14 protein-coding genes are annotated in these 18,917 nt (G+C 46.1%); 9 read left to right on the top strand and 5 right to left on the bottom strand.

From position 1 onward, the window contains the following. The first annotated feature begins 156 nt into the window (after positions 1-156). The 6 genes from KDM90_RS05065 (at position 157) to nagZ (ending at position 8,756) form a co-directional block, all read left to right on the top strand. Positions 157-2,946, top strand: coding sequence for a TonB-dependent receptor (locus KDM90_RS05065; protein WP_230409624.1), 2,790 nt, complete (start codon positions 157-159; stop codon positions 2,944-2,946). A gap of 318 nt (positions 2,947-3,264) precedes the next feature. Beyond that, positions 3,265-4,236, top strand: a complete 972-nt coding sequence (locus tag KDM90_RS05060; RefSeq protein ID WP_329605297.1) for a glucosamine kinase nucleotide-binding domain-containing protein — start codon at positions 3,265-3,267, stop codon at positions 4,234-4,236. Between the two features lie 30 nt (positions 4,237-4,266). Next, positions 4,267-5,001 carry a GntR family transcriptional regulator gene (locus tag KDM90_RS05055; protein WP_212674529.1) on the top strand — a complete coding sequence of 245 codons (735 nt, stop codon included), beginning with the start codon at positions 4,267-4,269 and terminating at the stop codon, positions 4,999-5,001. Then, positions 4,998-6,164: an N-acetylglucosamine-6-phosphate deacetylase gene (gene nagA, locus KDM90_RS05050; protein ID WP_212674528.1), complete on the top strand. Its 1,167-nt coding sequence runs from the start codon at positions 4,998-5,000 to the stop codon at positions 6,162-6,164. Before KDM90_RS05055 ends, nagA begins: the two co-directional genes overlap by 4 nt. Then, on the top strand, positions 6,157-7,167 hold the full coding sequence (locus KDM90_RS05045) for an SIS domain-containing protein (protein ID WP_212675004.1): 1,011 nt from the start codon (positions 6,157-6,159) through the stop codon (positions 7,165-7,167). The genes nagA and KDM90_RS05045 overlap by 8 nt, the downstream gene beginning before the upstream one ends. Before the next feature lie 77 nt (positions 7,168-7,244). Then, a complete protein-coding gene (gene nagZ, locus KDM90_RS05040) occupies positions 7,245-8,756 on the top strand; it encodes a beta-N-acetylhexosaminidase (protein ID WP_230409623.1) in 1,512 nt (503 codons plus the stop codon). Between the two features lie 196 nt (positions 8,757-8,952). On the opposite strand, the gene KDM90_RS05035 is transcribed toward nagZ, so the two are convergent. Beyond that, complete coding sequence (locus KDM90_RS05035; RefSeq protein ID WP_212674527.1) at positions 8,953-10,254, bottom strand: MFS transporter; 1,302 nt, start codon at positions 10,252-10,254, stop codon at positions 8,953-8,955. Between the two features lie 515 nt (positions 10,255-10,769). On the opposite strand from KDM90_RS05035, the gene KDM90_RS05030 reads away from it, so the two are divergent. The 3 genes from KDM90_RS05030 (at position 10,770) to KDM90_RS05020 (ending at position 14,045) form a co-directional block, all read left to right on the top strand. Continuing rightward, entirely contained in the window at positions 10,770-11,855 is a 1,086-nt protein-coding gene (locus tag KDM90_RS05030) for an acyltransferase family protein (protein WP_212674526.1), read from the top strand. Between the two features lie 175 nt (positions 11,856-12,030). Further along, positions 12,031-13,167 (top strand): HD-GYP domain-containing protein, encoded by a 1,137-nt coding sequence (locus tag KDM90_RS05025; protein ID WP_230409622.1) that lies wholly within the window; start codon positions 12,031-12,033, stop codon positions 13,165-13,167. 113 nt (positions 13,168-13,280) lie between these two features. Then, a complete protein-coding gene (locus tag KDM90_RS05020) occupies positions 13,281-14,045 on the top strand; it encodes a response regulator (RefSeq protein WP_212674525.1) in 765 nt (254 codons plus the stop codon). A gap of 52 nt (positions 14,046-14,097) precedes the next feature. Here the strand turns inward: KDM90_RS05020 and KDM90_RS18240 are convergent, their stop codons facing one another. From KDM90_RS18240 to accB, 4 genes are all read right to left on the bottom strand, one after another. Beyond that, on the bottom strand, positions 14,098-15,789 hold the full coding sequence (locus KDM90_RS18240; protein ID WP_212674524.1) for a DUF3426 domain-containing protein: 1,692 nt from the start codon (positions 15,787-15,789) through the stop codon (positions 14,098-14,100). A 12-nt stretch (positions 15,790-15,801) separates the two neighbouring features. Next, on the bottom strand, positions 15,802-16,716 hold the full coding sequence (gene prmA / locus KDM90_RS05010) for a 50S ribosomal protein L11 methyltransferase (protein ID WP_212674523.1): 915 nt from the start codon (positions 16,714-16,716) through the stop codon (positions 15,802-15,804). Between the two features lie 139 nt (positions 16,717-16,855). Continuing rightward, positions 16,856-18,223: an acetyl-CoA carboxylase biotin carboxylase subunit gene (accC, locus tag KDM90_RS05005; RefSeq protein WP_212674522.1), complete on the bottom strand. Its 1,368-nt coding sequence runs from the start codon at positions 18,221-18,223 to the stop codon at positions 16,856-16,858. Between the two features lie 113 nt (positions 18,224-18,336). After that, positions 18,337-18,798 (bottom strand): acetyl-CoA carboxylase biotin carboxyl carrier protein, encoded by a 462-nt coding sequence (gene accB, locus KDM90_RS05000; RefSeq protein WP_212674521.1) that lies wholly within the window; start codon positions 18,796-18,798, stop codon positions 18,337-18,339. Positions 18,799-18,917: the final 119 nt, after the last annotated feature.

Here is an 18,917-nt window from a genome sequence, read left to right as displayed (position 1 = left end):
TACAGCGGTAAGGACTAAAGTTGCTCAGAAGTCGTTGTTGCGAAGAGCGTTTTGCACGCTAAGTTGAAATGTTTAATAAGTGGTAAATCGCGCAAAGCGAATTTCTTTTGGAGTTTGTTTTGCACTTAATGTTTTTTGGAATCCTTGGGGGAATAAATGAAGAGTAATCTGAAATCAGGTCTGACGCCAATTGCTACTGCGGTTGCGGTGTTGATGATGACCGCTGCAATGTCGGCACAAGCTCAACAAGCTGAAACGAAGAAGGCTGAGAAGGAAGAGCAGCAGCAAGTCATCGTGACGGGCGTGCGTGCTTCTATGCAGCAGTCATTGAACCAAAAACGTAATGCAGAATCGCATATTGAAGTCATTACTGCAGAAGATATTGGCAAAATGCCGGACAAAAATGTGGCAGACTCCTTGCAGCGTGTTTCAGGTGTGACGACAAGTTCGGCATCCGGTAATGAAGGTGGTTTTGATGAGAATGATCGCGTCAGTATGCGTGGTACCAATCCAAGTTTGACGCAAACTTTGATCAATGGTCATAACATGGCTGCTGGTGATTGGTTTGTATTAAATCAGTCTGGTGCAGGTGTCGGTCGTTCGATCAGCTATACCTTATTGCCTTCCGAGTTGGTTGGTCGTATTGAAGTGAATAAAACTTCTCAAGCGAGTTTGGTTGAGGGTGGGGTTGCTGGCTCAATCAACGTTATTACCCGCAAACCTTTAGATTTCAAGAAACAATTGACTGCCGAGGCTTCGCTAGGTGTTGTGTATGCAGATTTGCCGGCAAAATCTGATCCGCAATTGAGTGGTTTGATTAACTGGAAAAATGATTACAACACTTTTGGTTTGATGGTTCAAGCCTTCTCAGAAAAACGTAGTTTGCGCCGTGATGGTCAAGAAATTTTGGGTTGGTCACAAATTTCTGCAACCAGTCCAATGGCAAAAACCAATCCTGACTTGGCTGGCGCGTATTATCCCAGTTTGATGGGTGCTGCATTGTTTGAACAAACGCGTCATCGCACAGGTGGTTTAGTGAGCGCTCAGTTCAAGCCAAGCAAAGAGTTTGATATTGTGTTGAGTGGTTTTAGTTCTAAATTGGACGCCGCCAACTACAATCGCAACTATATGTTGTGGGGTTCGCATTTTATTGATGGTGGTAACGGACAAGCTCCTGAACCAGGCTACACCGTAGCTAACAATAACGGTGTCAAGACTTTGACAAGCGCCACCTTCAAGCCAGTTGCGGGCACGACTTACGGTGTCTACGATCAGATCTCACGTCCAGATGCAGGTTCAGAAGTCAATTTCTTTAGCGCAGATGCGACATGGAAAGCAAGTTCTGATTTGCGTTTTAATGGACAACTTGGCACTTCCAAAGCGAAAGGTAAAACGCCAACTCAAGACGTTGCTGAATGGAATGTCGGTGTGGGTTCTGGTGCGTCTTACAAAATCAATGGCGTCAACAATGCTGCTGACTGGAGTTTAGGTAATACAAATTATGCTAGTCGTGCCAAAGATACCTTGGGTTGGGTCTTCGGCTATCAAAATACGCTCGTGAATGACGAAGAGTCATGGGCGAAATTGGATGGCGAATATCAATTGAATCAAGGTGTATTTAGCTCTCTGAAATTTGGTGTCCGTGCAACTGAACATAAACGCGATAGCGGCGCTGCCTTGGGTCAAGGTCCAGGTTGTAAAAATGCTGCTGGAACGCAGGCACCATGGGATTGGTCTCAATCGAGCTGGTGTCCAGTCGGTACAACGGCACAAAACGATCCCGCAAAATTCCCTTCAACAGTGGCAACGTATCCGTCTAACTATGGCAATGGCTTGGGTGGTAACTTCCCATCGAATGTTTGGTACTACACGCCAGCCCAGTTGGCTGAGTTCAACAAGTATTCTAACCGCGACAATAACGGTACACGTTTAGATTATGGAACGCAGTTTGCACTGAAAGAAAATGTCAATGCATTCTATGTTCAAGGCAATATGGAAGGAGAGGGTTGGAGTGGGAATGTAGGTGTGCGCGTCGTGCAAACCAAAGAGAGTGTAGTTTCGACTCTTTCTGGTCCGGGCGCTGGGCAAAAAACTTCGGATTTCGGTACCTTCCACTTCGAGAAAAGTGATAATACCTATAACGATGTATTGCCAAGCTTGAACTTGCGTTTTGATGTGCAAAAGGACTTGGTTGCGCGTTTAGCCGTCTCGAAAACAATGACACGTCCAGACTTTGGTGCATTGGCAAGTGCGATCAGCTTGAGCCCACCATCGACAGCAACTGGCATTGGTAGCGGTAGTGGTGCGAATCCGAACTTGAAGCCAATTCGTTCGAATAATCTTGATGCATCCTTGGAATGGTATTTTGCACCGCGTGCCTTGGTTTCTGGTAGTGTCTACTACATGGATTTGACGAGCTATGTTGGAATTGGTCAAGTGAACCGTAGTTACTTCACGACCAGCTCTGCGATCCCACAAGGCGCAATGGTTCCTTACGTTCTAAGTGTTCCAGTCAATTCCAGCGCAAAGGTGAAGGGTTTTGAGCTTGCATATGAACAACCAATTGGATCTAATTTTGGTGTTGCAGCAAACTACACTTACGCTGATGCAAAAGATGCGAAAGATCAAGAGGTTGTTGGTGCTTCGAAAAACACGTACAACTTGAGTGGTTACTATGAGGATGACACTTTCAATGCACGCTTATCTTATAGCTATCGCTCTGCGTTCTACAGTGGCTTGGATCGTGAAACAGCATTCTCACAAGCAGCAACTGGATCTTTGTCAGCTTCTTTGGGTTACAAAATTAATGAGCATTTCGCGATTTCGTTGGATGCGCATAATTTAAATAATCCTTCTTTGAAGTATTTTGCATTGAATGAAAATCAGCCTCGTTCGATTTACCAAAGTGGTCGTCAGTACTATCTGACACTCCGCGCGAAAATGTAATTTGAGTGGGTAATGGTCTTGACGATTACCCAAACATCTTGCGGCTGAGTATAAGGAGTGACGAGGCAAATCTTGCTTCGTCACTTTTTTTTAAACCAAATTTACGAAGTGGTATGGTAATTCTGGTTTTGTTTCCATTCCAGAGTTTTGTTTTGATTGTCTTTCAATATCCAGATTAGTTTGGAAGGGCGCTCAAATCAGTATTCTGAAGGTATTGATCAATAAATGCCGTTGGGCGAGCATAAGTTGTTGGGTTCAAGTGAAATTCTTTGAATACCACTTAAATACCTATTGACAGCCACTTTAGAAACACCTAAAGTGTATCTATGTCCCAATTTTCGCCTAAGCTTACGTGCTGATGGCGCATGTATTTTGTTGGAAAAAACCGTGAAGCAAACTCAGCAAATTCAAAGTACGCAGTTTCAATATCTTATCGGTGTCGATGGTGGTGGCACTGGGACTCGCGTTTTATTGGTCGATCAGAACGGTCGAGAGTTGGCTCGTGCAAGCGCAGGCCCGTCTGGTTTGATGCATGGTGCTGCTGCTGCATGGAAAGCTATTTTATCAGCAATTGAACAAGCGTTTAAAGAAACTGGTATTGTTTTTCCCGATTTGAATAAGATTGCAATCGGGTGCGGCTTGGCTGGAGTAAATAATAAACAATGGGCAGCTGAATTTGTTGCTGCCAATCCAGGTTTTGCAGGTCTGGTCGTTGAAACTGATGCTGGCACGACTTTGCTGGGCGCTCATCAAGGGCAAGCGGGCGCGATTATTGCCTTAGGAACTGGTAGTGTCGGTGAGGTGATGGAGCTCGATGGCAGTCGGCGCGAAGTTGGTGGGTGGGGGTTTCCCTCGAGCGACGAAGCGAGTGGAGCTTGGATGGGATTGCGCGCTATCAACCACGTGCAGCATGTATTGGATGGACGTAGTGAGTCAGATGTATTTGCGGAAGCAGTGATTGACTACTGTGGCGGTGGGAAAGATGCTGTGTTTGCATGGTTGGGCGGTGCAACACAAACGAAATTTGCACAGCTCGCACCGTTGGTAATTGACTATGCGCCATCGAATTCTAAAGCGAGAGCAATCTTGCTAGAAGCGGGCAAAGAAGTTGAGAAAATGGCCGATGCATTGGATCCACACGGCACGATGCCGATAGCCTTGTGTGGTGGACTTGCTGACGCAATTTGGAGTTATCTGCCAGAAAAACTATTGCCGCGGGTGACTAAGCCAAAGGGCGATTCTGCAGCTGGTGCACTTATTTTGGTCAAAAACCAATTTATGAAACCTTAGTTTGATACTGAAGTTCAAAGGAATAAAAATATGCTGGCTCAATTACTCGATTTTAAACCGGATGGAGATAGTTCGACTCCCTTGTATTTGCAGTTGGCGAATAAGCTAGCGAATGGAATCCATAATGGCTATTGGCAGCCAGATGAAGCCTTGCCATCTGAGCGCATGTTAGCGGAAACACTTGAAATTTCTCGTGTTACCGCCCGCAAAGCCATTGAGATGCTTTGCGAACGCGGGTTGCTGACCCGCAAGCATGGTTCAGGTACCTACATTACGCCTAAGTTAGAACAGCCGCTATCCCGTTTAACCAACTTTAGTGAAGAGTTGCGTCAACGCGGATTTATGCCTGGTTCACAATGGTTGTCGCGTGATACTGGTGTCGCGTCGCCGGAGGAAATATTGTCGCTAGGCTTGTCGCCGCATGCGGTGGTCTCAAGATTGAAGCGATTGCGAACTGCTGACAATGTTGTCATGGCGATTGAAAGCACAACGATTCCGAATCAATATTTATCGAACCCGAAGTTGGTGACTGATAGTTTGTATGGTTACCTCGAGCTGAATAATGTTGCTCCAACGCGTGCCTTACAACATATCCGAGCCGTCAGCGCGACCGCTGAGCAAGCCAAGTTAATTGGCTTAAAACAAGGTACAGCAATGTTACTAATTACTCGCGTCGGTTATCTCGCAAGTGGCGCGGCCGTTGAGCTGACCCATTCCTATTGCCGTAGTGACTATTATGACTTTGTGGTGGAGTTGTTCAGATGAGTGTCGAGCAAGCGGGAGTAAAACAAGTTTCGGATGCCGCGCGTCCATCAAAAGTACAACAATTGAGTGGTACTATTTTGACGCCGCAAGGATGGGTGAGTGGTGTGATTTCGTTCGCTGAAAAGATAGAGAGTATCCAAGCGGATTTGACCCCAACGAACGCCAAAGAAGCAATTTATATCTTGCCTGGATTCATCGACCTGCACGTACATGGTGCAGGTGGAAAAGATACGATGGAAGCCGACGGTGCGATTGAAGTGATCTCGCGGATGCATGCGCAACACGGTACGACCAGTATGTTGGCGACGACAATGACGGCACCAATGTCAGATTTGGAAAATGCATTGAAGGCACTGTCTAGCGTTTGTGAGCAACGACAATCGGGTGCTGCTCGCGTTCTAGGAGTGCATTTGGAAGGTCCTTATATCAACCCAGGAAAATTAGGTGCCCAACCGGATTTTGCGCATGCTGGATCAATCGAACAAGTGAAGCACTTGAACGCGATCGCACCGATTAAGTTGATTACTTTGGCGCCAGAAGTCGAGGGCAATTTATCGATGGTTAGCCAATTGACCGCTTTGGGTATGCGGGTGCAACTTGGGCATACACTTGGTACGTATGAAGACGGCGTTGCTGCCCTAGAAAATGGTGCGAGTAGCTTTACCCATTTGTACAACGCGATGTCACGTCTTGACCACCGAGCGCCAGGTATGGTTGGCGCTGCTCTGGCCCATGCGAATTTCGCAGAAATTATCCCTGATTTATTGCATGTACATCCAGGTGCAATTAAAGCTGCATTGCGTGCAATTCCAAAATTATATTGCGTCACTGATTCGACCTCAGCATCCGGAATGCCTGACGGTGACTATATGCTTGGTCGTCAAGTTGTGCATAAATGCCTTGGCGGCGTGCGTCTCGCTGATGGCACGCTTGCTGGCAGTACCTTGACCATGGATCAAGCGCTAAGAAATTTAGTCAAGATTGGTTTGGAGCTAGATGATGCCTCTAAACGTGTTTCTACCTACGCAGCAGATTTTTTAGGATTATCTGATCGTGGCCGTCTGCAACAAGAGGCTTATGCAGACCTAGTAGTTCTTGATCGGGATTTGAATCTGATTGCTGTTTATATTGAGGGAGAAAAAATTGAGCTCGAAGATGCTTAAAGAGGCCTGTTCGTCAGGTGAATTTGTTGCTGAACAATTGCGTCATGATTGTCAACGCTTGGAAGAATTGGGACAATATTTGCGGGCAACGCCCCCGTCTTCTGTTGTAACTGTCGCGCGCGGAAGTTCAGACCACGCTGCCAATTATGCAGCGTATTTGATCATGGCACGTCTTGGACATATCGTCGCTTCATTGCCGATGTCACTAGTTACATTAAATCAAGCACCGCTACATGTAAAGAATGCCCTAGCAATCGCCATTTCACAATCGGGTCAAAGTCCAGATGTGGTTGAGCCGATTCGTTATTTTCGCGACAATGGTGCAACCACAGTCGCACTCGTCAATGATGCGAATTCTCCGTTGGCGCAAGGCGCTGGCTGGACTATGCCTTTGCATGCTGGCCCAGAATTGAGTGTGGCCGCCACCAAGAGCTTTATCACTTCGATGGTTGCAGGTGCAAGACTTGCAGGACATTGGCAGAATGATCCGGCCTTTCTTGCCGGTATTGAGGAATTGCCTGAAGTTTTGCAGAGCGCAACTCAACTTGATTGGTCGAACGCATTGGATGTTTTGGTACCTGCACAGCGAATCATGGTGGTCGGTCGCGGAATTAGTTTCTCCGTTGCGTTAGAGTCAGCTTTGAAGTTTAAAGAAACGTCTGTCATTCAAGCAGAAGCCTTCAGTGGCGCAGAAATTAAACATGGTCCGATGGCCTTGATTCACGATGGATATCCACTGTTGATTTTTGCGACACGCGGACCCGCTCAGGCGGGCCTGATCGCACTGGCAGAAGAAATGCGCGGCCGTGGCGCGAATGTGTTGTTGGCCGCACCAGCCGATGTGAAGGAACGTAATTTGACCTTGGCAACGACTGCGACACCGGATCTTGATCCAATTGCGGCGATCCAATCATTTTATGTGATGGCTGCGCATTTGTCTGTCGCGCGTGGACTCGATCCCGACAAACCGCGTCACCTCAGTAAAGTTACGAAAACAAATTAATGACTTAAGCGGGAATTCATCAAGATGATTCCCGCTTTTCTTTGTCCTTTTTTCCTTGGTCTTTATTTGGAAATCCAATGAGTTTAATTAGTAAAGAAGAAGCGCAGCGATTGGCAGGGCAATCGATAATGATTCGAATGCCGGAAACGGTACTCAGCGAAAAAATGGCAAATTTTATTCGTGAGCATCATATCCGTGCGATTTGTCTGTTTCGACAAAATATGCAAAGTCAGGAACAGTTGGTAAAGCTGACATCCGATTTGCGGGCGGTAATGGGTCCTGAAGCATTGATTGGTATTGATCAGGAGGGTGGGGCTGTGGTTCGGGCGACTTGGGTTCCACAACCGCCAGCAGCAATGTCTTTAGGGGCTAGTAAGGACCCTGAATTATGTCGTCAGGTCGGTGCTGCAGTCGCGCGAGCGGTAAAGTCTCTCGGGTTTAATTGGAATTTCGCCCCTGTTCTTGATCTTAATAATAATGTCAATAATCCTGTTATTTCGGAGCGCTCGTTTGGAGCAGATCCTATCCAAGCAGAAAAGTTAGCCAGTGCATGGATGGAAGGTAGTTTGAGCGAAGGAGTGGCCTGTTGCGTCAAGCATTTTCCTGGACATGGTGACACGCACGTTGATTCGCATCGCGATTTGCCGATTGTAGATAAATCACGTCAACAGTTGGACGCCTTAGAACTGATGCCTTTTAAAGCGGCGGCGAAACATGCTCCCGCGATGATGACGGCGCATATCGTGTATCCGCAAATTGATCCCGACAACCCTGCAACGATGTCGAAATCAATTCTAACGGGGATCTTGCGTGAAGAATGGAATTATCAAGGTGTCGTGATAACGGATGGAATGGACATGCACGCGATAGCTGGACGATATGGTGTCGGTGCGGCGGCAGTCAAAGCGCTCGCTGCTGGTGCGGATATGGTCATGGCACTTGGTAATGTCGAAACCCAGATAGAAACTTTGGAAGCTTTGAGCGAAGCCATTGAATCAGGACATATTCCCTATCAAGCCGTGCAACAGAAGTTGGCTCGTGTTAGTCGCTTAGCGCAGACCTATCCTAGTCAGGTAAGACCTTATGCTCAGGATCAAGAGTCAAATGATCGTCAGCTGATGGCAAATGCATGGCAACGAGGTTTGACGCCGCATCGTCAGCCGCAAGCACCGGCAGTGGGTAGTCGAGTACGTTTGATTATCAGTGCCGATGTGGTAAGTGATGGCGTCTCGGAAGCTGGAATTCCAGCGCACAAGGTCTCTGCAGTGTTAGCGCAAATTTATGATGTTGAGACGACGACTTTTGATGATGCGAATACATTTGATTGGACCAGTATTCCGCAAGATGGCCGGAAATTGATTTTAGCTTCGACGGTACGGATTCGATATAACGAGCATGCACGTCAAACTTGGAAACCTGATTTACATTTGGTTTTATGGAATCCATTTCAAACTTTAGATATCGATGCACCTGCGTTAATTAGTTACGGCTTTGCCGATCCCGCGATTCAAGCCGTCGCCAATTGGTTGAAGGGGCAGTGTCGTGCAGATGGTGAAATGCCGGTGATGAATTTCGACCAAGCAGATTGATGGATTCAGTGAAATAAAGTGAAATTGGTAGAAAAAAACTTGGATGTGAAAGCATCCAAGTTTTTTTATTTGCGCTTTTGACTTGTCAATTTATTCAAGACCAAAGCGCAAAACAAAAGCGCATAGCTAAAGTGCCAATTGAATTGGTACGGTCTTTAGCTTTGATAGAAATATGATGTGCGTCAATTGGCGCTATTCAATCCTGAGGCAGTTCTGCTTTGTTTCCCGTTTCTTGTTCAATGGACTTTGGAACGATCCAAAGCGATAGAAGCAAGACAGGGATCGCAGAAATGATCACCCATAAAAAGAAGTTCTTGTAGCCGAGCGCAGCTTGTATGTCGCCGCTAAATGTGCGGAACAACACCAAGCCTAATGCCATGAAACCCGTGCCAAAGGCGTAGTGGGCAGTCTGATACTTTCCAACAGACAGGACCTGCATCATATAGAGAATTAATCCAACAAATCCAAAACCAAATCCGAAATTTTCGATGAAAATCGCTGCGGTAATGATGGTTAAGTTTTCCGGCATCGTACTGGATAAGAAAAAGAAGGCAAGATTTGGCAAATTCATGCCAATAATTAAGAAAACCATCCCTCGTCGCAGCCCTAGCCAACCAGCAAAATAGCCACCGATGATGCTGCCAGCGATGAATGCGATTGTGCCTGCTGCACCATATGCCCAGCCAACTTGAGCGGTGGTTAAACCTAATCCGCCAGCAGTACGTGCATCAAGCAAGAACAATGGCGCAATCGTCGAGACTTGTGCTTCACCAGCACGGAATAATAAGATAAATAAGATGCTCAACCAGATGCCTGGTTTTTTGAAGAAGTCGATAATTACCTCGAGCAATGTCTTGAAGCCTTCTTTAATCGATGTTGGCGCAACGTTGCTAACAGGGTTGGATGGTAGGGACCACCAATGATAAATGGCGATGCCAATTAAGCCTGCACTCATAATCGCAAAAATGATGGACCATGCTTGCTCTGGTGGCATCTTCATTTTTGTTTGCAGGTCACCTGCCAATACGACTAATCCACCAGAGATGACAAATTTCGAGGCATTGTAGAACGCCCCTTGCCACCCTGCGAAGGCAGTTTGTTGTTTGGTCGATAAACTCGCAATATAGAGACCATCTGCTGCGATATCATGGGTCGCCGATGCAAGCGCGACGACACCTAATAAAGCAACAATGACAGCGATCGAATTGGGGACTTGCAGTGTGAGCGCTATGAGTCCTAATGCGACGCCACCGATAATTTGAAAAAGTACAACAAAGAAACGCTTATTGTTTGACGTTTCTAACAAGGGGCTCCAGAGTGGCTTAAAGGCCCAAGCTAAGACTAGAACGCCGGTCCAATGTCCAATGTCCTCGTTGGAAATTCCCATGCTCTTAAACATGACTCCAGCGACAATTAGGACAACCCAGAGTGGTAGACCTTCGGCAAAGTAAAGTGTAGGTACCCATGCGAGTGGATGGCGGGTCTTACGTTCAGTCATTGAAGAGATCTCCGATTAAGGTCATGTTTTAGCTGTATCAATTGATTTGAATGTCCACAGTTTCGCGGAGTCGCGATTCCATCCTTACCCCAAACTAGGATAAAGATTTGACCGATTCAAAATAAATTACAGATTGATAGATAGCCTAAAGATTAAGTGAGCAAATTAAGATTATTTGTGATGCTTGATGATCAAAATACTAGGCTCGCGTAACACGGTCAACTGGTTTTATAAAAATAATGCCACTTAAGTACCAATATACCACTATACTGTATTTTTTATGGATAAAATTTGCGTTGCGATGGCAATAAGCGACAGTGCACGCCATTGTTTTGTCAGAATTGAGGCATGCAAGAAATATTCGACTGGATTTCGTTAATACCCTTACATTTTGTTTGATTTTTTGTTGAACTGGTATTGCAGCGCAGCAGCGATGCGTCTTTTATATCCTTTCGCGCTAGTTCTGCGATCGATGGCAAACACACGAGTCTATTCACATTGAAAGTAATTCGAAGATGAGTACAAACACAGAGAAATTAGCTCGATATTTATCAATTGACGCGTTGCGAGGGCTGACCGTTGCCGCGATGTTGTTGGTCAATAATGCCGGTGATTGGGAGCACGTTTATCCTTGGTTGGAACACGCGGTTTGGCATGGAACGACGCCAGCAGATTTCATTTTCCCGTTTTTCCTTGTCATTGTCGGCGTATCCATGCAGTTGGCCTTTGCCCCCAAATTAGAACAAGGTCAACTTCCTTCTGAATTGATGCCGAAGATCGTTTGGCGCTCGGTGAAAATTGTGGGCTTAGGTATCTTGTTACACTTGATTGCTATGTGGCTCATTCCTGGTCGGGAATTTAGGTTGCTTGGTGTACTGCAGAGGATAGGGATTTGTTTTTTGTTTGCTGGTTGCATCATGCTATACGTTCGAAGCTGGCGTACTCAAGTTGGCATAATTGTCAGCATCTTGCTGGTTTATTGGGCCATGCTGTGGTCGTCAGGTTCTTACCAACCTCATCTAAATTTGGTTGACCAAATCGATTCCAAGATGTTAGGGCATCTCGCTTACAGTTTTGATCCCTTGACAGGTCGTGCTCAGGAGCCAGAAGGCGTACTTAGTACCTTGCCTGCTCTCGCCTCTGTGATGCTTGGACTCCAGTTAGGGGCTCTATTGCGGTGCGGACAAACTTCACGGATTTGGCTAGCAGGACTTATGATGATTTTTGTCGGATGGATTTGGTCCCCATTTTTTCCGTTGAATAAACAGCTCTGGACTTCTTCATTTGTTCTATGGACAGGAGGCTTTGCGTACTTGACGATATACGGAATGCATCGCTTGATCGATATTGCTAAGTTTCCTCCGATTGGTATTAGTTTTGGCGTGAATGCAATCGCAGCGTACGCAGGTTCGTGGGTCGCAACTTGTATATTGGCTGCAACAGGCTTGATGGATAAGATCTATGCTGCTTGGTTTGCGACGCAAATCACTCCTCGATTTGGACCTTTTTTCAGCTCTTTATTGGCGGCAGTCTTATTTACTGCGATCTTCGCATTGCTCATGTGGGTTCTCCGACGCAGAGGTTGGCGGTTTTCGATTTGATTGCACATTTTGCCTCTTTTTCTGAATTGTGGAGGCAAGATGTTGCATCGTGGAACAACGCAATTCAAGAAAACCTAGCGTAGTGACTAGACTCTGATACGATAGAAGTAAGCACAGATTTTGACGACTAAAGCCTGCCAAGCTTCAGGCTCACCTATTTAATTTGGGGTAATGCATGTCGAATAAGCGTATTTCTATGTCAGACATTGTATTGGGTCAACCTTTGCAATGGGATATTTATGGCAGTGATGGAAATTTGCTGTTGCGTCGCGGGTTTGTTGTGAATAGCAGCCATCAAGTTGAAACTTTGATAGAACGCGGGTTATTTGTTGATGGCGAAGTATTGGATCAAGCTGCGCGCGACAAAAAAATTCCTAAAGTTATAGAGCAAGCTTCAGTACTCAGAATCATCTCACAGGTTCGTAATGAGCTGCGGACCTTATCTTACAACTTGGCGACTGAGCAAAATGCGCGAGAGAAATTCTTAGCACTAGCAAAGCAAGTCGTCGTTGCAACTTATCTCGATACAGATGTCGCTTTGGGATGTATTTTGTTACATCAAGAAGGCAATTACTCCGCGCGTCATTGTGTCGATAGTGCGGTTGTGTCCATCGTGATTGCACGAGCACTTAAGAAAACCGAAGAGGAAATTACTTTACTTGCAGCGGCTTGTTTGACAATGAATTTGAGTATGTTACGTCAACAAGAGCGTCTGCAAGAAAAAAGTGAAGGGCTCAATCCAGCCGAGCAGGAATTGATTTTCAAACATCCTCAAGAAAGTGTGCAACAACTGATGAGCGCAGGAATCCGGGATGAGGGATGGCTGTCGTGGATTTTGCATCATCATGAGAACGAAGATGGTACGGGATACCCGTTAAAAAAACGGAGTGCTGAGATCCCGCAAAATGCCAAAATTATCTCAATTGCAGATCGATATTGTGCTCGTGTTTGCGCCCGTAGTTATCGCAAATCTTTGTTGCCCAATGCAGCGCTGCGTGACATTTTGGTTGGAGGAAAGACGACAGTCGACCTAATGTTGGTCACTTTGTTTATCCGCGAGTTGGGAACATATCCAATTGGCACTTTCGTTAAGTTAGAAAATGGCGAGATCGGTGTCGTGACGAGTAAAGGTGCGACCACCACAACTCCGTATGTACACTGTCTGATCGGCCCACGCGGCGCACCTCTCTCAGCGCCGATTAAGCGAGATACCCAACGAACGCTGCACGCAATTCGAGAAGTACTTCATCGTGATCAAGTCAATATTCGTTTTTCGATGCGCCAATTGTGGGGGGATGTAGCAGCCCAATAATAGGAGGCTACCCTTGAATTCAAATAGCGCTAGAAACAAATTTAGGATCGATAATTAAAATGACACAATCTTTCGAAATAGCTGATTCATCAACCGAAATGGAATCGAGCTCCATGCGATATTTTGATTTAGTGTACGTATTTTCTGCTGATACGCAATATGCGGCAGAGCTATCTGCGGCGCTCAGTGTTTATGAGCACGAAGTTGTCGGATTTTCAGACTTGGACGAATTTCGTTCTGCGATTTTAGTAAGGGCACCTGCAGCCGTCGTATTGGATATTGATTCGCCGCAAGGTAAGATCGCAAAGGAGGCAATGGCAACGAGGGTGATTACAAGTTTTCCTGCAATCTATATCTCAACAAATGATAATTTTGAGGACCGCTTGACTGCTGTTCGAGAAGGTGCGGAGGGGTATTTTATTAAACCCATCGATGTGCAAGCACTAAGTGTCCGCATTGACGAAAAAATCGCAAAAAACACTGTCCGTTCTTATCGCGTATTGGTGGTGGATGACGATGAATTTTTCTTGAGTTTCTTCGATGCTGTGCTGAGTAGCTCAGGGATGCATGTGAAAGCATTGATGGACCCCACCCAGATTTTGGATGCGATAAAGAAATTTAAGCCAGAACTGATCCTAACGGATTTGTATATGCCCCAATGTAATGGAATTGAAATGGCAAAGGTTGTCAGACAGAATAATCATTATATGGATATTCCTATCGTCTTTTTGTCATCAGAAACGGAAATGCAAAAGCAATTGGGGGCACTTGAAACGGGTGCTGACGAGTTTTTGACCAAGCCAATTGACCCAGAAAAATTGATTTCGGCAATCTCTACTCGCGCTGAACGTTATCGCAATTTACGCAAGCAAATATAGTGAGAAGAAGCACGCTGTCGGGTGTGATTGGCGTGCGGTTGAAAGTCCCTGATTATGGGTAGAAAATGTTGACTAAGTAATTTGAGGCTTTGATTGAATCTAGTTCAAAATGGATCTTGTGATTGCTTTCACTACGTGCAGGCATGCCTTTGGGAAGGTCTGAAGGCGTTCTAAGATAATCGCTTGGTTTAAAAATCTTTTGTAGTACCGTCTTGCCACGCACATCTTCCAAAGTGAGTTCAACAACCGGCCATTCTTGCACGGTATTGCTTTTGTTTTGAATTTGAAATGCGAGCGTGCTAATCCGTAAGTCTTCATTTAAGATTAACAATTCACTGCCGACTAATTCCAACATGCGACGTTCAGCCGGCAATTGGATTTTGCATTGAAGTCGTTGACACGCTTGGGTCAACAGCGGCTTGGTGGAAGGAAATTGTGAAGCAAGAATTGATCGCGAAAAATAAATGCTTTGTCCTAATATGCCTAAGCCCAATACGAATAGTGCTGTCAGATATGCCCAACGCTTGTGTTTGCTGTAGCGTTGTTTTTTCTCAGCCAGTAATACAAAGTCCGGCGTAATTTCGGACTCGTCTTCCAGTTCGAGTGACTCTGATTCACTCTCTTTTGTGCTTTCAATTGCCTCTTTATTGACGATAGGCGTTGGCGTCACAACCTCATGCGGGACCTTCGCGTTGACCATTGCTGGCTCAGGTATCTCGATATCATCGACTTCCATCTCGAGCGCGCTCGAGTTGGTTTCTGATTCATGTTGTGACCACTCTTTGGCGTTTTCATCAAGCAGTGCGGCCCTAGTTTGCAGTTCAAGTTGATGCAGATGTTCAGCTTGATCAATTAATTCTCGCTCTTCAGGTGTCAGTTCAAACTCAAGTTTGTTCGAAAGTTTTTCTTCTGAATGCGAGCCCTTGTCCTCGCTAGCGACACCCAATTCAGGCGCGATCGTTTCAAGTTGTGCTGAGAATTGTTTGATTAATTCTTGTTGTTGCGCTTCGAATTCTATTTCCGATGCTTGCTCGATTTCCTCTTCTTGCCCTGTGCCTGAATCGAACTCCTGCGATGCAATTGCTTGGAAGTCAGATTCCGATTCGGATTCAGTTTCAGATTCAGTTTCTTCAAATTCGGACTGGTCGAAATCAAGTGAAGATGAATTGATCACTTCTACGTCTAAATCGTGCACACTACAATTTGTGGGTTCAGATAAGCGTTTCGAATCTTGAAAATTCTCTTCTAAGTGTTGGGGCTGATCGATGGGTGTTTGATCTGTCTGATCATTTGTTGGACTCGTGTCGACGAAAACTTCGGCGTTTTTGTCTTCGAATACCTCTTTAACTTGCAAGTCATTCGTACCAGGATCTTCAGACTTCGATTGTTCCTTGCTTGTTGTGGCGCTCTTAATTAAAGAATTGTCGGGGGCTAGCTGACTGAGTCCTTGACCTTGCTCTGTCTCCGGCAAACGCTGTGGTGTTGATGCCGTAGCAGCGTTTTTCTCGACCAGAATCTTGGATGGATTGATTTGATCTGCAGCATCAGTCTGTCGAGGTGATATTTCTACGGTTGGGCTGCTCTCTTTTTTTCTTGGTGTAAGGTCCGGCGCAAGCAGATGTTCAATCCCGTTAAATGTTTGCTTACACGCGCCGCATCGTACCATGCCGGCGTGTAATTTCAATTGGTCGTTGGCGACCCGAAAACTTGTCAAACAGTGGGGACATTGCGTTGCGAGTGCCATATATCGTTCAAGTTAGTTTGGAGTACGGCGACCGTGTAAAGCGACCCAACCCTCTCGTTCTTGCCAAACGCTGAGTTGAATAAAGGGAGCGTATGCGGCTGCCACTTCTTCTGCTTGCCGTGCCAATACGCCAGAGAGTATGAGAGCCCCGCCAGGTGCGACACGTCCCGCGAGCATAGGCGCCATGAGTTTTAATGGGCTAGATAAAATATTCGCGACCACTACGCCAAATTGATGGGAGGAGGGATAGTTGTCAGCAAATGGTTCTGGTAAATAAAATTCGATCTCGCAATGATTTTGCGTGGAATTAAAATTCGCAGATTCAATCGCTTGCGGATCAATGTCAACGCCCACAACATGACTGGCGAGCAGTTTTTTCGCGACCATAGCAAGAATTCCCGAGCCGCAACCATAATCAAGCACTGTCGCATCTTGGGGAGGATTTGCTTCTAGCCACTCCATGCACAATCGTGTTGTGGGATGGCTGCCTGTGCCGAAGGCCAGACCTGGATCGAGTTCGAGCACAAGTGCATTCGGATCTGGAATCTCATGCCAGCTTGGTACTACCCAAATGTTTTTACCGATATGAATAGGTTCAAACTGTGATTGCGTTAATCGCACCCAGTCTTGTTCTTCGACAGTGCGTGTAGTGAAACTTGGCACGCTTGGCAATCCGATCGATGTTGCCGCTTCTGAGAGTAGGGATTGCAGATCCGCATCCATTTCCGCTAGCGCAACAACGCGGCTGCGCTCCCAAGCGCGCTCAGTAATTTCCATGCCTGGTTCGCCGAAGAGGGGTTTCTCAGCATCTGTTCCTTCATCGGCATCTTCGACTGACACAGATAGTGCGCCAGCTTCCATTAAGGCATCGGATAGATTTTCTGCATATTCTCGTTCTACTTCAATAATAATTTCTATCCAAGCCATTAGCTGCCTTCTCTTTCCAATTCGTAGTACCGGACAATTCACGAGAACGAACGGTTAAATCAATTTCAATTAAAAACGCGATTGAATATAGTATCTCAATCGCGTTCTGGAAACTACTGCACATTAAAGCGCATGCGTTTTATTTTTCTTTTTTCGATAATACCGGCATATCAGCGAGTTTATGTTCGAGATAATGAATATTCGTTCCACCTTCAATAAATCGTGCATCAACCATCAACTCACGGTGTAACGGTATATTGGTTTGAATTCCTTCGACAACCATTTCCGATAAAGCAATTTGCATGCGACGTATCGCTTGTTCGCGCGTTGCCCCGTAAGAAATCACTTTGCCTATCATTGAATCATAATTCGGGGGCACGAAATAACCAGCATATGCGTGAGAGTCCACACGAATGCCTGGCCCGCCCGGCGTATGCCATGTCACGATGCGACCTGGTGACGGCGTGAATTTGAATGGATCTTCTGCATTGATACGGCATTCAATTGAGTGACCTCGCAATTCGATGTCAGATTGCTTAAACCGAAGTTTGTTGCCGAATGCGATGTGGATTTGTTCTTGCACAATGTCCACGCCAGTGATCATCTCAGTGACAGGGTGCTCAACCTGTACGCGCGTATTCATTTCAATAAAATAGAATTCCCCATTTTCATACAGGAACTCAAAAGTACCGGCACCGCGATAGCCAATTTTACGGCAAGCTTCGGCGCAACGATTACCGATTTTTTCGATAATTTTGCGTGGAATCCCAGGCGCTGGGGCTTCTTCGATGACTTTTTGATGGCGACGTTGCATAGAGCAATCACGTTCGCCTAACCAAACTGCATTGCCATGTTGATCCGCTAAGATTTGGATTTCCACGTGACGTGGATTTTCCAAAAATTTCTCCATGTAAACTTCTGGGTTGCCGAATGCCGCGCCCGCTTCGGTTTTGGTCATTGTGACCGCATTTAACAAGGCTGCTTCGGTGTGTACTACCCGCATGCCGCGTCCACCACCGCCCCCAGCGGCTTTGATGATAACTGGGTAGCCAACTTTTCTAGCAGTTTGCACGATGACTTTTGGATCATCTGGTAGGGCGCCTTCTGAGCCGGGTACGCAAGGTACGCCAGCTTCGATCATTGCATGTTTCGCGGATACTTTATCCCCCATCAAGCGGATGGATTCTGCACGAGGGCCAATGAAGACAAAACCCGATTGCTCTACACGTTCGGCAAAGTCTGCATTCTCAGATAGAAAACCGTATCCTGGGTGAATTGCCTGTGCATCGGTTACTTCTGCTGCACTAATGATTGCCGGCATGCTTAGGTAGCTTAGAGTGGATGGTGCTGGTCCAATACAGACTGATTCATCTGCTAACTTGACATATTTTGCTTCGCGGTCGGCTTCAGAATGGACGACTACAGTTTTGATCCCCATTTCGCGGCATGCGCGTTGAATACGGAGAGCGATTTCGCCTCGATTGGCGATAAGAATTTTTTCAAACATAATTTACTTTGCTTTGGCAGAGGTTATAGCCCGAGAGCGTCGTTGCTCTATCGATTTGCTTTGTTGGCGCGAATCATGAAGCAAACGGCGTCATCAAACTGTAAGAGCTTAGGTTAACCAATGATGAATAATGGTTGACCAAACTCAACAGGTTGACCATTTTCGACCAGAATTTGTTTGATGCTGCCAGTGAAATCGCTTTCGATTTCGTTCAGGAGTTTCATTGCCTCGATAATGCAGAGGGTGTCGCCGGAGCTTACATTTTTGCCAATATCAACAAACGGTGCAGAGCCAGGGGACGCTGCACGATAAAACGTTCCAACCATGGGTGATTTGACAATGTGACCTTCGGTAGCTGGTGCAGCGGCAGGTGCAACGGGTGCAGTTGCGGCCGGTGCTGCGGCAGGCGCAGGCATCGCATGTTGCATTTGTGGTTGCATCATGACCATTTGGCCTTGCTGTACTGGTGCAGATTTCACGATGCGAACTTTACCTTCGCCCTCTGTGACTTCTAGTTCAGAAATATCTGATTCTGCAACGAGGTCAATAAGGGTCTTGAGTTTTCTTAAATCCATGTGAAATCTCCTGAAAAATGGAGCGTTAAAGCGTACTTTTGGTCACTTTAGCGCGATTGTTGGGATGGACGCAATTAATAGTTATATGAGTAATGTGTGTTAATTGCGTGAAGATGCGA

It is taken from the genome of Affinundibacterium fentianense (assembly GCF_018139545.1).
Classification (GTDB): Bacteria; Pseudomonadota; Gammaproteobacteria; order Burkholderiales; family Burkholderiaceae_D; genus Undibacterium; species Undibacterium fentianense.
Note: the sequence above shows the minus strand (reverse complement) of the source record. Positions and strands in the feature narration are given on the sequence as shown.